Origin of the sequence: Agrococcus versicolor, assembly GCF_039531815.1 — a bacterium.
GTDB classification, from domain to species: domain Bacteria; phylum Actinomycetota; class Actinomycetes; order Actinomycetales; family Microbacteriaceae; genus Agrococcus; species Agrococcus versicolor.
The window spans coordinates 593,225-605,610 of sequence record NZ_BAAAQT010000006.1; the positions used below are offsets into that span (position 1 = coordinate 593,225).

Annotated in this window: 13 protein-coding genes; 8 read left to right on the forward strand and 5 right to left on the reverse strand. The window is 72.7% G+C overall.

Going from position 1 to position 12,386, the window contains the following annotated elements:
• Positions 1 to 4: 4 nt before the first annotated feature.
• The 6 genes from ABD249_RS11160 to der are packed head-to-tail and all read left to right on the forward strand — an operon-like array spanning position 5 to position 5,490.
• Positions 5 to 874 carry a segregation and condensation protein A gene (locus tag ABD249_RS11160; RefSeq protein WP_425546322.1) on the forward strand — a complete coding sequence of 290 codons (870 nt, stop codon included), beginning with the start codon at positions 5 to 7 and terminating at the stop codon, positions 872 to 874.
• A complete protein-coding gene (gene scpB, locus ABD249_RS11165; protein ID WP_344343529.1) occupies positions 864 to 1,478 on the forward strand; it encodes an SMC-Scp complex subunit ScpB in 615 nt (204 codons plus the stop codon). Before ABD249_RS11160 ends, scpB begins: the two co-directional genes overlap by 11 nt.
• Positions 1,475 to 2,227 (forward strand): pseudouridine synthase, encoded by a 753-nt coding sequence (locus tag ABD249_RS11170; RefSeq protein ID WP_344343531.1) that lies wholly within the window; start codon positions 1,475 to 1,477, stop codon positions 2,225 to 2,227. The genes scpB and ABD249_RS11170 overlap by 4 nt, the downstream gene beginning before the upstream one ends.
• 55 nt (positions 2,228 to 2,282) lie before the next feature.
• Positions 2,283 to 3,362 carry a prephenate dehydrogenase gene (locus ABD249_RS11175; protein ID WP_344343533.1) on the forward strand — a complete coding sequence of 360 codons (1,080 nt, stop codon included), beginning with the start codon at positions 2,283 to 2,285 and terminating at the stop codon, positions 3,360 to 3,362.
• Positions 3,359 to 4,012, forward strand: a complete 654-nt coding sequence (gene cmk, locus ABD249_RS11180) for a (d)CMP kinase (protein WP_344343535.1) — start codon at positions 3,359 to 3,361, stop codon at positions 4,010 to 4,012. The genes ABD249_RS11175 and cmk overlap by 4 nt, the downstream gene beginning before the upstream one ends.
• Positions 4,009 to 5,490 carry a ribosome biogenesis GTPase Der gene (gene der / locus ABD249_RS11185; protein ID WP_344343537.1) on the forward strand — a complete coding sequence of 494 codons (1,482 nt, stop codon included), beginning with the start codon at positions 4,009 to 4,011 and terminating at the stop codon, positions 5,488 to 5,490. The genes cmk and der overlap by 4 nt, the downstream gene beginning before the upstream one ends.
• Before the next feature lie 272 nt (positions 5,491 to 5,762).
• Here der and ABD249_RS11190 read toward each other — a convergent pair whose 3' ends face one another.
• The 5 genes from ABD249_RS11190 to ABD249_RS11210 all read right to left on the reverse strand — a co-directional run bounded on the left by ABD249_RS11190 (position 5,763) and on the right by ABD249_RS11210 (position 9,800).
• Positions 5,763 to 6,740 (reverse strand): GTP pyrophosphokinase, encoded by a 978-nt coding sequence (locus ABD249_RS11190; protein ID WP_344343539.1) that lies wholly within the window; start codon positions 6,738 to 6,740, stop codon positions 5,763 to 5,765.
• Positions 6,737 to 7,588, reverse strand: a complete 852-nt coding sequence (pdxY, locus tag ABD249_RS11195) for a pyridoxal kinase PdxY (RefSeq protein WP_344343541.1) — start codon at positions 7,586 to 7,588, stop codon at positions 6,737 to 6,739. Before pdxY ends, ABD249_RS11190 begins: the two co-directional genes overlap by 4 nt.
• Positions 7,589 to 7,665: 77 nt before the next feature.
• Positions 7,666 to 8,175 (reverse strand): DUF2017 family protein, encoded by a 510-nt coding sequence (locus tag ABD249_RS11200; RefSeq protein WP_344343543.1) that lies wholly within the window; start codon positions 8,173 to 8,175, stop codon positions 7,666 to 7,668.
• Positions 8,176 to 8,182: 7 nt separating this feature from the next.
• Positions 8,183 to 8,479: an ATP-dependent Clp protease adapter ClpS gene (clpS, locus tag ABD249_RS11205; protein ID WP_344343545.1), complete on the reverse strand. Its 297-nt coding sequence runs from the start codon at positions 8,477 to 8,479 to the stop codon at positions 8,183 to 8,185.
• A 67-nt stretch (positions 8,480 to 8,546) separates the two neighbouring features.
• Complete coding sequence (locus tag ABD249_RS11210) at positions 8,547 to 9,800, reverse strand: MFS transporter (RefSeq protein ID WP_344343547.1); 1,254 nt, start codon at positions 9,798 to 9,800, stop codon at positions 8,547 to 8,549.
• Positions 9,801 to 9,958: 158 nt separating this feature from the next.
• Here ABD249_RS11210 and ABD249_RS11215 point away from each other — a divergent pair, with 158 nt between their 5' ends.
• Both ABD249_RS11215 and ABD249_RS11220 read left to right on the forward strand, forming a co-directional pair.
• On the forward strand, positions 9,959 to 10,756 hold the full coding sequence (locus ABD249_RS11215) for a siderophore-interacting protein (RefSeq protein WP_344343549.1): 798 nt from the start codon (positions 9,959 to 9,961) through the stop codon (positions 10,754 to 10,756).
• Between the two features lie 198 nt (positions 10,757 to 10,954).
• The coding region (locus ABD249_RS11220) for a glyceraldehyde-3-phosphate dehydrogenase (RefSeq protein ID WP_344343940.1) at positions 10,955 to 12,386 on the forward strand (1,432 nt) is incomplete at its 3' end.

The window sequence follows — 12,386 nt, forward strand, 5'->3', positions numbered from 1 at the left end:
CGTCGTGTCGGAGCATCGGACCGAGCCGACCGCGTCGGCCGAGTCGGTCGAGCAGGCCCCAGCGGCCGTCGACGTCGCGACCGAGCAGGTCGAGGCCGGCTTCCGCATCCATCAGGAGCACTTCGACGGCCCGTTCGACCTGCTGCTGACGCTCATCGGCAACCGCAGGCTCGACGTGACCGAGATCGCGCTCGGCGAGGTGACGAACGCGTTCATCGCATACCTGTCGACGCTCGAGGGCGACGGGATGCTCGACGAGGCGAGCGAGTTCATCGTCGTCGCCGCGACGCTGCTCGACCTCAAGGTCGCGAGCCTGCTGCCCGCCGGCGAGGTCGTCGACGCCGAGGACGTCGCGCTGCTCGAGGCGCGCGACCTGCTGTTCGCGCGCCTGCTGCAGTACCGCGCGTTCAAGGGCGCCGCGGCGTGGTTCGACGAGCGACTCACGGCGGAGTCGACGCGGCACGTGCGCTCGGTGCGGCTCGAGGAGCGCTTCCGGACGCGCGCGCCCGAGCTGCGCTGGACGCTGTCGCCCGACGACTTCGCAGCCCTCGCGCTGCTCGCGATGACGCCGCGCGAGGTGCCCACCGTCGGGCTCTCGCACCTGCACGCGCCGCTCGTGTCGATCCGCGAGCAGGCGGCGCACGTGGTCGCCGCCCTGCGCGGCGCCGGCACGCGCACGTTCCGCGAGCTCGTCGTCGGCGCCGAGGGACGCGGCGTCGTCGTCGCGCGCTTCCTCGCCGTCCTCGAGCTGTACCGTCGAGGTGCGCTCGCCTTCGAGCAGATCGAGCCGCTCGGCGAGCTGTCGATCACCTGGACCGGACACGACTTCCGCGACGACCAGCTGAGCACCCTGGGAGCCGACTATGACCACTGACGCATCCGTCGACGTCGACGCGTCGAGCGCGCAGCCCGACGACGCCGCGATCGACCGCTCGCGCCTGCCGCTCGCACGTCGCCTCGAGGCGATCCTGCTCGTCGCCGACGAGCCGCAGGGGGTCGTGCACCTCGCGAGCGCGCTCGCGGCACCCGTCGCCGCGGTGCGCGACGCGATCGCGGCGCTGCGCGCCGACTACGACGGCGACGGCGACGGCCCCGAGCGCGGCTTCGAGCTGCGCGAGGTGGGCGGCGGCTGGCGCCTGTACGTGCGGGCGGCCTACGACGCCGACGTCGAGGGCTTCGTGCTGACGCAGACGCCGACGCGGCTGTCGCAGGCGGCGCTCGAGACGCTCGCGGTCATCGCCTACAAGCAGCCCATCACGCGCGGCGCCATCGCCGCCATCCGCGCGGTGAACGTCGACTCCGTCGTGCGCACGCTGCTCGGCCGCGGCCTCGTGACCGAGGCGTTCACCGATCCCGAGACCGGCGCGATCCACTACGAGACCACCGACCTGCTGCTGCAGCAGCTGGGCCTCGGCACCATCGAGGAGCTGCCGCCCATCTCGCCCCTGCTGCCCGACCACGACGAGGACGACGCGTGAGCCACGACCCAGGATCCGATCCCGCCGACGAGGGCGAGCGGCTGCAGAAGGTGCTCGCCGCGGCGGGCGTCGCCTCGCGCCGCGTCGTCGAGGACATGATCGTCGACGGCCGCATCGAGGTCGACGGCGAGGTCGTGATGGAGCTCGGCAGGCGCATCACGCCCGACGCGCGCGTCACGGTCGACGGCACGCCCGTGCAGCTCGACGTGTCGAAGCGCTACGTCATGCTCAACAAGCCGACGGGCGTCGTCTCGTCGATGGCCGACGACCGCGGCCGGCCCGACCTGACGACGTACGCCGCCGCGATCGACGAGCGCGTCTACAACGTCGGCCGGCTCGACTTCGACACCTCGGGCCTGCTGCTGCTCACGAACGACGGCGAGCTCGCCAACGTGCTCGCCCATCCCTCGTTCGGCGTCGAGAAGACGTACGTCGCGAAGGTCGTCGGCCGCGTCGACTCCCGCATCGTGCGCACGCTGCGCAACGGCTTCGAGCTCGAGGACGGCTTCATCCGCGCCGACCGCGCCCGCATCCTCGGCACCCCCGGGCGGCAGGCGTCGATGCTCGAGATCACGCTGCACTCGGGCCGCAACCGCATCGTGCGCCGCATGCTCGAGCACGTCGGGCACCCCGTCGTCGAGCTCGTGCGCCGACGGTTCGGACCGCTGACGCTCGGCACGCTCGCCTCCGGTGCGACGCGCGAGCTCACGAAGGACGAGCGGGGCTCGATCCTCCGGCTGGCCCGCTGAGGCGGCGGGCGGCGCGGATGCGGGGCCACCTGCGTGCGTCGCCTACCATTGACCGGTGACCCATCGACTCCGCGGACCCGTGCGCATCGTCGGCACCGGCCTCCTCGGATCCTCGATCGGCATGGCGCTGACGCGGCTCGGCGTCGACGTGAGCCTCGCCGACGTGAGCCCCACGGCCGTGCGCCTCGCCGCCGACTACGGGGCAGGACGCCCCGCTGCCGCAGGCGATGCCCCGGCGCTCGTCGTCGTCGCCGTGCCGCCGGACGTCACGGCCGACGTCGTCGCGCACGAGCTCGACGCGCACCGCGACGCGATCGTCGTCGACGTCGCGAGCGTGAAGGGCCCGATCCTCGCCGAGCTGCGCGCGAGCGGCGCCGACGTCACGCGCTACCTCGGCACGCATCCCATGGCGGGGCGCGAGCGCTCCGGCGCCCTCGCCGGCCGCGCCGACCTGTTCGTCGGACGCCCCTGGGTCGTCGCCGACCACGACGCCATCTCCTACGAGCGCGGCAGCGTCGTCGACGACCTCATCCTCGACCTCGGCGCCATCCCCATCGAGATGGACCCCGACGAGCACGACCGCTCGGTCGCGACCGTCAGCCACGTGCCGCAGCTCGTCTCGACGCTCATGGCCGCCCGCCTGCAGCACGCCGCAGACGAGGCGCTGCGCCTCGCGGGCCAGGGCGTGCGCGACGTCACGCGCGTCGCCGGCAGCGACCCTGCGCTGTGGGTGCAGATCCTCTCGGCCAACGCCCCCGCGGTCGCCGAGCAGCTGCGCGCGTTGCGCGCCGACCTCGACCGCGTCGTCGTCGCCCTCGACGACGTCGACCGCGAGGGCGCGAGGCGCACGCTCGCCGACGTGCTCGCCGACGGCCGCGCCGGCGTCGAGCGCCTGCCGGGCAAGCACGGCCAGCGGTCGCGCTTCACGCGCATCGCCGTGCGCGTCGACGACCGCCCGGGCCAGATCGCCCGCCTCATGACCGACATCGGAGACGCCAACGTGAACCTGGAGGACGTGCGGCTCGAGCACGCGGAGGGTGCGCAGTTCGGCGTCGCCGAGATCCTCATCGCGCCCGAGACCGAGCAGCGACTGCTCGAGGCCCTCGACGCGCGCGGATGGGCGGTGGTCTCGTGACGACCGTCGCCATCGACGGACCCGCCGGCTCCGGCAAGTCGTCCGTCGCCCGCCGCGCCGCCGAGCGGCTGGGCTTCCACCTGCTCGACACCGGCGCCGCCTACCGCTCGCTCGCGTGGCTCGTGCTCGAGCGCGGCCTCGACCCGTCCGTCGAGGCCGACGTCCTCGGCGTGCTCGACGACTTCGACTACGCCGTCGACGTCTCCGGTCCCGTGCAGCGCTTCTCGGTCGGCGGCGTCGACGTGAGCGACGCCATCCGCACCGAGCGCATCTCCGGCGCCGTCTCCGGCGTCGCCCGCGTGCCCGCCGTGCGCGAGGCCGTGAACGTGCGCTTCCGCGCCCTCATCGCCGAGGCCGACCCCGGCATCGTCGTCGAGGGCCGCGACATCACGACGGTCGTCGCCCCCGACGCCGACGTCCGCATCCTCCTCACCGCCGACGAGGACGTGCGCATCCGCCGCCGCATCGGCGACGTGGGCGACGACGCGGGCGTCGCCGAGCGCCTCAGCGCGCGCGACCGATCCGACAACCAGGTGGTCGACTTCATGACACCCGCGCCGGGCGTCACGCTCGTCGACTCCACCCACCTCGACTTCGACGAGACCGTGCAGGCGGTCGTCGAGCTCGTTCGAACGCAGGAGCGTCCATGACCGACCAGACCCCCACCGACGGCATCGACGAGGTGGACGCGGAGCTCGACGAGCAGCGCGTCGCCGCGCTGCGCGCCGGACTCGCCGAGTACGACCTCGACGAGGAGGACGCCGCCCTCCTCGGCGCCGAGATCGGCGAGGACGACGTCATCACGCTGCCGGCGCTGCCGGTGCTCGCGATCGTCGGCCGACCGAACGTCGGCAAGTCGGCGCTCGTGAACCGCATCATCGGTCGTCGCGAGGCCGTCGTCGAGGACACGCCCGGCGTGACCCGCGACCGCGTGACCTACCGCGCCGAGTGGGAGGGCCGTGCGTTCACGGTCGTCGACACCGGCGGCTGGGAGCCCGACGCGCGCGGCATCGACCGCTCGGTCGCGCAGCAGGCGGAGATCGCCGTCGACCTCGCCGACGCCGTGCTGTTCGTCGTCGACGTCACCGTCGGCGCGACGTCGACCGACGAGCACGTCGTGCGCATGCTGCGCGCGTCGTCGAAGCCCGTCATGCTCGTCGCCAACAAGGCCGACGACACGCGCCGCGACATCGAGGCCTCGAGCCTGTGGAGCCTCGGCCTCGGCGAGCCCTACCCCGTGTCGGCGCTGCACAGCCGCGGCGTCGCCGACCTGCTCGACGCCGCGATGAAGGTGCTGCCGGACGAGTCGGCCGTCGCGAAGGTCGAGCTCGGCGGGCCGCGCCGCGTCGCCCTCCTCGGCCGCCCGAACGTCGGCAAGTCGAGCCTGCTGAACAAGGCGGCGGGCGAGGAGCGCGTCGTCGTCAACGAGCTCGCCGGCACGACGCGCGACCCGGTCGACGAGCAGATCGAGCTCGGCGGACGCGTGTGGCGCTTCGTCGACACCGCGGGCATCCGTCGCCGCGTGCACCTGCAGCAGGGCGCCGACTTCTACGCGACGCTGCGCACGCAGGCTGCGCTCGAGAAGGCCGAGGTCGCCGTCGTGCTCCTCGACGTCACCGACGTGCTGTCCGAGCAGGACGTGCGCATCATCGACCTCGTGCTCGAGTCGGGCCGTGCGCTCGTGCTCGCGTTCAACAAGTGGGACCAGCTCGAGGACGAGCGTCGCCGCTACCTCGAGCGCGAGATCGAGCAGGACCTCGCCCACGTGGCGTGGGCGCCCCGTGTTAACATCTCCGCACGCACCGGTCGCCACCTCGACCGCCTCGTGCCGGCGCTCGAGACGGCGCTCGAGTCGTGGGACATGCGCATCCCGACGGGCAAGCTCAACGCGTTCCTGTCCGAGCTCGCCGCGGCGAACCCGCACCCGGTGCGCGGCGGCAAGCAGCCCCGCATCCTGTTCGCGACGCAGGCCGCGACGCGTCCGCCGACCTTCGTGCTCTTCACGACGGGCTTCATCGAGGCGCAGTACCGCCGCTTCATCACGCGTCGCCTGCGCGAGGAGTTCGGCTTCGAGGGCAGCCCCATCCAGGTGAACGTCCGCGTGCGCGAGCGGCGCGAGCGCCGCTAGGGCGCAGCCCTTCGAGGCTCACGGAGTGGATCCTGAGGAGGCCGCGGCGGAGCCGCAGCCGTCTCGAAGGGCGCATCTCAGGGGGCGGCCCTTCGAGGCTTACGGAGTGGATCCTGAGGAGGCCTAGGCGGAGCCGCAGCCGTCTCGAAGGGCGCATCTCAGGGGGCGACCCTTCGAGGCTCACTTCGTTCGCACCTCAGGGAGCGGGCTGGGTGGGCGCACCTCAGGGAGCGGGCTGGGTGGGCGCACCTCAGCGGGCGGCCCTTCGAGGCTCACTCCGTTCGCACCTCAGGGAGCGGGGGCTGAGCAGGCTGCTCCGGCAGGGCGACCGGCAGGTAGTACAGCCCGCGCTCGTCCTCGAAGACGCGCGCGGTGAGCGTCGCGCCCTCCGGCACGAACGCGTCGACGTCGACGTGGCCGGCCGTGGGCGCGAGCGCCCGCACCGCGAAGGCGGGGATGAGGCCCTGCCGACCCTCGTCGTCGACGGCGAGCGCGTAGCGCGGACCCGTCGAGCGCACGACGACCGTGCGGATGGGGATGCGGCCGGACTCGGAGCGGGCGCGCTCGCCGGCGGGCTCGGTCGTCGCGACGTCGAACTCGCCCGCGAGGTCGTCGGCGAGCCGGTCGACCTCGGCGAGCAGGTTGGCCATCGTGCGCCCCACCGACCGGTGGAAGTCGCTCGGGCGCAGGCCGCCGCCGGGCTTGTAGAGGTCCTCGTGCGTGAGCTCGCCCCATGCATCCTGCACGCGCGTCTTGATCTGCACCTCGACGGCCACGACCGTCGGGCCGTCGATCATCGGCACGTCCACGTCGACGAGCGCGTGCACGGCCCGGTAGCCGGACGGCTTCGGGTCGGCGACGTAGTCGCGCATCTCGATGAGGTGGATGCCGGGGGAGAGGGCCGTCGCGACGTCGGCGGCGAGCAGCGCCTGGTCGCGCGTCGACTTGCACAGCACCTTCACGCCCACGACGTCGCGCACGAGCTCCTCGACCTGCTCGACCGTGACCTCGGCGATGTCGAGCTCGGTCGCGGCCCGCGTGAGGCGGTCGATCGTGCGCGCCTCGTCCTTGATGCGGCCCGGCAGCACGTACAGGCGCATGCGGTCGGCGTCGGCGAGGAGGTCGTCGGCCCGGGCGTCGAGCCAGTCCTCGATCATCGCCATGGCCGCGACCCACGCGTCGCCGCGCGTCGCATAGGCGCGGCGCACCGCCTCGGTCGGGTCGGCGACGGGCTGCTCGGCCGGCGTCATCGGACCTGGCGCACCGCGAACTGGCGGCGCGGGTGGGCGTACGCCTCCTGCGACTCGACGAGCTGCAGCTCGCGCTCGCCGGAGTCGAGCGTCGTCTGCAGCAGGTCGAACACGCTCGAGACCGTCGCCTCGAGCGCATCCCATGCGGAGCCGGACGTGCGGTAGTGCGCTGTGAAGAGCGCGGCGGTGACGTCGCCGGATCCGTTGGCCTTGAACGGCAGGAACGGCGTCTGCACGATCCAGGCGCCCTCGTCGTCGACGGCGAGCATCTCGATCGTGCCCTCGGGACGGTCGGGGCGCTCGACGCTCGTCACGAGCACGGTGCGCGGCCCCATGTCGCGGGCGCGGTCGACGGACTCGAGCGTCTCCTCGAGCGTCGCGGGGTCGGTGCCCGTGAGGAAGCCGACCTCGAACTGGTTCGGCGCGATGATGTCGGCGTGCGGGACGACGCGCTCGCGGATGAGCGCGGGAATCGCGGGAGCGACGAAGCAGCCCGAGCGCGCGTTGCCCATCACCGGATCGCACGTGTACGTCGCGGCGGGGTTGAGCGCCTTCGTGCGCTGCACGGCGTCGACGACGACGTCGACGATCTCCTCGCCGCCGAGGTAGCCCGAGAGCACGGCGTCGACCTGCGCGAGGCCGCCGCGCTCCTCGATGCCGAGGATGACGTCGGCGACGTCCGACGCGGGGATCAGCGGCCCGCGCCACGCACCGTAGCCGGTGTGGTTCGAGAAGAGCACCGTCGAGACGGGCCAGACCTCATGGCCGAGTCGCTGCAGCGGGAACACGGCGGCGGAGTTCCCGACGTGACCGTACGCGACCGCGGACTGGATGGAGAGGATCCTCATCCTCCGATCCTCCCACTGCCGGGCGCACGGCGGGGAATCGGGAGGCAGAGGTGGACGCGCGCGCGCCGCGGCAGGCGTCAGTCGCGCGTGCCGCCCACGACGGCCTCGACGAGGCTGCCCTGCGCGTAGCCGAGCCAGTCGACGACGGCCTGGAACTGCGCGAGGTCCTCGGCGGAGAGGTCGAGGTGGTTCTCCGGCCCCTGCGCGACGCGCGTGTGGAGCACGATGCGGATGTCGCCGATGCCCGCGAGCCAGGCATCCACCGACGCCTCGGGCACGGCGACGCGCACGCGCGAGTCGGCGACGGTCGCGTGCGCCGCGAGGTCGCGTGCCATGGCGCGCTGCCGATCGAGCCGCAGCGCGGCCTGGTCGTCGGCCGTGAGCCTGCGGAACTCCTCGGCGAGGTCGTCGTCGTCGTACGCGTCGGGGAAGAGCCGCGCGACGACGGGGTCGGCATGGTCGGCCTCGCCGTCGCGCACGGCGACGAACACCTGGCGCACCTGCGAGACGAGTCGCGTGAGCATCGTCGCCTCGTCGGCGGTGAGCTCGAGCACGAGCGTGTCGCCGTCGCGCGCCCAGGGCCTCATCGCTCGCTCATCCCTCGACGCGCTCCAGCGTCGCCAGCAGGCCGTAGCCGTGCATGGCCGAGACGTGCAGCTCCTGCTGCTCGCGGCCGCCGGCGGAGACGATGGCGCGGCCGTTCGTGTGCACCTGCAGCATGAGCCGCTCGGCCTTCGCCTCGTCGAACCCGAAGTAGGTGCGGAAGACGTAGGTGACGTAGGTCATGAGGTTGACCGGGTCGTCCCACACGATGGTGATCCAGTCGCCGTCGGTCGCGGACAGGGACTCGTCGACGACCTCGAGGTCGACGTCCGATGCGATCCCCTGCATGGTCACGAGCCTACGCACGGCCGGGGCGGCTCGTCACGCAGGCGTGCCGCATCCGCGCTCGATCGCGTCACCGAGCGAGCGGCTCGACCAAGGCGCGCTGCTCGTGCGTCTCGAGGCGGCGGATGGAGGCGGAGCGACGGTCGAGCAGCACGCTCACGACCGCGAGGCCCATGCCGGCGGTGGCGAGCAGCACGCCCACCCAGCCGGGGGCGAGGTAGCCGAGGCCCGCACCGATGACGGCGCCGCCGACGGCCGCGCCGAGGCTGTTGCCGACGTTGAAGGCCGCATGGTTCATCGCGGCGCCGAGCAGCTGCGCGTCGCCGGCGATGTGGATGATGCGCGTCTGGATCGAGGGCACGAGCGTCGAGGTCGTGAGGCCGAGGAGGAACGCGAGCACGAAGAGCGCGATCGGCTCGCCGCCGAGCACGGCGTACAGCGCCATGACGGGGATGACGGCGACGAAGCCGCCCAGCATCGTCGGGATGAGCGCCCGGTCGCCGGCGATGCCGCCGACGACGTTGCCGATCGTCATGCCGATGCCGAGCGTCGCGAGCACCCACGGCACGACGCCCTCGTCGAGCCCCGCGACGCGCGTGACGGTCTCGGCGATGTACGAGTAGATCGCGAAGAAGCCGCCGAAGCCGATGGCGCCGACCGCGAGCATGAGCCACAGCCGGCCGCTGCGCAGCGCGGAGAGCTCGCTGAGCGGGTTGCGCGTCGGGTCGCCGGGGACGTTCGGCAGCGTGCGCAGGCCGAGCAGGAGCGTGAGGGCGAAGACGCCGGCGATCGCGACGTACGACCAGCGCCAGCCGGCCATCTGGCCGAGCCAGGTGCCGAGCGGCACGCCGATGACGTTGGCGATCGTGAGGCCGGACAGCGCGAGGGCGACGCCCGCTCCCTGCCTGCCGGGGCCCATGATGCGCGCGGCGAGCAGCGAGGCGACGCCGAAGTAGGCGCCGTGGGGGATGCCGGAGACGAAGCGCGACAGCAGCGTGAGCTCGAACGTCGGCATGAGCGCGCTCGACAGGTTCGCGACGGTGAAGGCGGCGACGAGGATCACGACGAGCCGGCGCTGCGACATGCGCGCCGCGAGCACCGCGATCGCAGGGGCGCCGACGACGACGCCGAGCGCGTAGGCGGAGATGAGCCAGCCGGCCGTCTGGATGCCGCGCTCGGGGTTCGCCGCGAAGCCGGGCACGAGATCGTCGCCGATGAGCGGCAGGAGGCCCATCGAGGCGAACTCGGTCGTGCCGATGCCGAACCCGCCGAGGGCGAGCGCGACGAGCGCGAGGACGCGGCGGGTGGGGGAGAGCTGCTGCATGGGGTCCAGACGTGCGTGGAGGGACTTCGGCTGTGCAGCGCTGCGCGATCCCATCGTATTCCCTCCCCGAGACACGCTGGGTCGACGTGCGCGCGACCCTTCGGTAAGGTGAGGGTTGCCTTACCCCCTCCCGCTGCGTCATCCCAAGGAGATCCCGCATGGCCGGACCCGCCCGCGTCGCCGCCGTCGCACCTCGCTTCATCGAGCTCGAGGTGCTCGCGAGCGAGCAGATCTCGCCCCACCTGCGTCGCGTGACGCTCGGCGGCGAGGACGTCGGCGACATGACCCCGCAGGGCTACGACCAGTGGTTCAGGTTCTTCATGCGCCGTCCCGGGCAGGACGAGCTGCAGGTGCCGACGAGCCCGAAGCAGTGGTTCCCGCAGTACCTCCTCATGCGCGAGGCGCAGCGGCCGCACATCCGCAACTACACGATCCGCTCGTTCCGCCGCGACGTGCACGAGCTCGACATCGACTTCGTCGTGCACGAGGACCCTGGCCCCGGCGCCCAGTGGTCGCTCGACGCGAAGGTCGGCGAGCGCGCCGCGCTGCTCGACGAGGGCCTGCTCTACAACGACGACGGCGTCGAGGGCGACGTGCTGATGGTCGGCGACGAGTCGGCCATCCCGGCGATCGCCGGCGTGTGCGGCTCGATCGACCGCGCGACGCGCGGCGTCGCCGTCATCGAGGTCGGCCACATGGACGACGTGCAGGACCTCGGGCAGCCCGAGGGCGTCGACGTGCACTGGATCCACCGCGGCGACGACCGCGAGGGCCAGGCGGGCCTGCGTGCGCTCGCCGACCTCGACCTGCCCGGCGACGTCGCCTACGCGTACGCCGCCGGCGAGCAGTCGCTCGCGACGGGCGCCCGCAGGCACCTCGTGAAGCACCGCGGCGTCGACAAGGCGAGCGTGACGTTCACCGGCTACTGGCGGCTCGGCAAGGCGTACGTGTCCTGATCCGCCCCCGCATCGCACGAGGACCCCGGTGAAGAACCGGGGTTCTTGTCGTCTCGGCAAGGTGCAGCCCTGCCGGAGCCGGCGATCGCCGTCCGTCCATGCGCTGGGGCGAAAGGATGGGGATGCGGCGATCTCCGCCGCAGGAGCAGGAGCGACGAGCGAGTGACGGACGCAGTGCAGCGATCCCAGGACGCCTGGATGGAGCGCGTGGCGATGGCCGAGTCGGCCATCCCCCTCATCGGGCGGCTCTACCGCGAGCGGAACGTCATCCCGCACGTGCACGGGCGCAAGATCATCAACCGCTCCGCCCTGGAGGTGCTGCGCGCGCACCGCTGGGCGCGGCGCGTGAGCGACGTCGAGCTCGACGTCGCGCACTCGCTGCTCGCGCTGCAGGTCGCCGACGAGCAGCGGCTGCAGGGCGTGTCGCTCGATCTCGGCCGGCTGCTCGACGGCGCCCCCGACGACGCCGCGGAGCTCGAGGCCTACGTGCGCGAGGCGCTCGGCGCCCTGCAGTCGTGGGAGCACCAGGAGCCCACCGACGTCGTGCTGTACGGCTTCGGTCGCATCGGCCGGCTGCTCGCCCGCATCCTCGTCGGTCACGCCGGCAACGGCCTCGGCCTGCGCCTGCGTGCGATCGTCGTGCGCTCCGGCGGCGAGCACGACCTCGACAAGCGCGCGAACCTCCTGCGCCGCGACTCGGTGCACGGACCGTTCGACGGCACGATCCAGGTCGACCACGAGGCCTCGACGATCCTCGCGAACGGCACGCTCATCCAGGTCATCCACTCGGACGACCCCTCGACGGTCGACTACGAGGCGCACGGCATCCGCGACGCGATCGTCGTCGACAACACGGGCCGCTGGCGCGACGAGGCGGGCCTGTCGCAGCACCTGCGCGCCGCGGGCGTCGCGCGCGTGCTGCTCACGGCGCCGGGGAAGAGCCCGCTGAAGAACGTCGTGTTCGGCATCAACCAGTCGATGATCGCCGACGACGACCGCATCGTCACCGCCGCCTCCTGCACGACGAACGCCATCACGCCCGTGCTCAAGGTGCTGCACGACGCGTACGGCGTCGAGCACGGCCACGTCGAGACGGTGCACTCGTACACGAACGACCAGAACCTCATCGACAACTTCCACAAGGGCGACCGTCGCGGCCGCTCGGCGGCGCTCAACATGGTGCTGACCGAGACCGGGGCGGCGAAGGCCGTCGCCAAGGCGCTGCCCGAGCTCGAGGGGCGCCTGACGGGCAACGCGATCCGCGTGCCCACGCCCGACGTGTCGATGGCGATCCTCAACCTCACGCTCGACGTCGCGGTCGAGCGCGACCAGGTCAACGAGCTGCTGCGGCGCGCGTCGCTCAAGGGTCGGCTGCGCACCCAGATCGACTTCGTCGACTCGCCGGAGGTCGTCTCGACGGACTTCGTCGGCAACAATCGCGCCGGCATCGTCGACGGCCTCGCGACGATCGCGACCGGTCGCCACCTCGTCGTGTACGTCTGGTACGACAACGAGTACGGCTACTCGTCGCAGGTGGTGCGCGTGCTCGAGCACATGGCCGAGCAGATGCAGGCGACGCGCGTCGAGCGTCCGCGCGAGCCCGTCGCGGCGCCGGCGACGACCGGCGCCA

What these genes read in the sequence shown, in the direction of transcription:
- der (WP_344343537.1), top strand. Translation starts at nt 4,009, where the DNA reads ATGACCGACCAGACCCCCACCGACGGCATCGACGAGGTGGACGCGGAG.
- ABD249_RS11210 (WP_344343547.1), bottom strand. Translation starts at nt 9,800, where the DNA reads ATGCAGCAGCTCTCCCCCACCCGCCGCGTCCTCGCGCTCGTCGCGCTC.
- ABD249_RS11190 (WP_344343539.1), bottom strand. Translation starts at nt 6,740, where the DNA reads ATGACGCCGGCCGAGCAGCCCGTCGCCGACCCGACCGAGGCGGTGCGC.
- ABD249_RS11200 (WP_344343543.1), bottom strand. Translation starts at nt 8,175, where the DNA reads ATGAGGCCCTGGGCGCGCGACGGCGACACGCTCGTGCTCGAGCTCACC.
- clpS (WP_344343545.1), bottom strand. Translation starts at nt 8,479, where the DNA reads ATGCAGGGGATCGCATCGGACGTCGACCTCGAGGTCGTCGACGAGTCC.
- ABD249_RS11215 (WP_344343549.1), top strand. Translation starts at nt 9,959, where the DNA reads ATGGCCGGACCCGCCCGCGTCGCCGCCGTCGCACCTCGCTTCATCGAG.
- scpB (WP_344343529.1), top strand. Translation starts at nt 864, where the DNA reads ATGACCACTGACGCATCCGTCGACGTCGACGCGTCGAGCGCGCAGCCC.
- pdxY (WP_344343541.1), bottom strand. Translation starts at nt 7,588, where the DNA reads ATGAGGATCCTCTCCATCCAGTCCGCGGTCGCGTACGGTCACGTCGGG.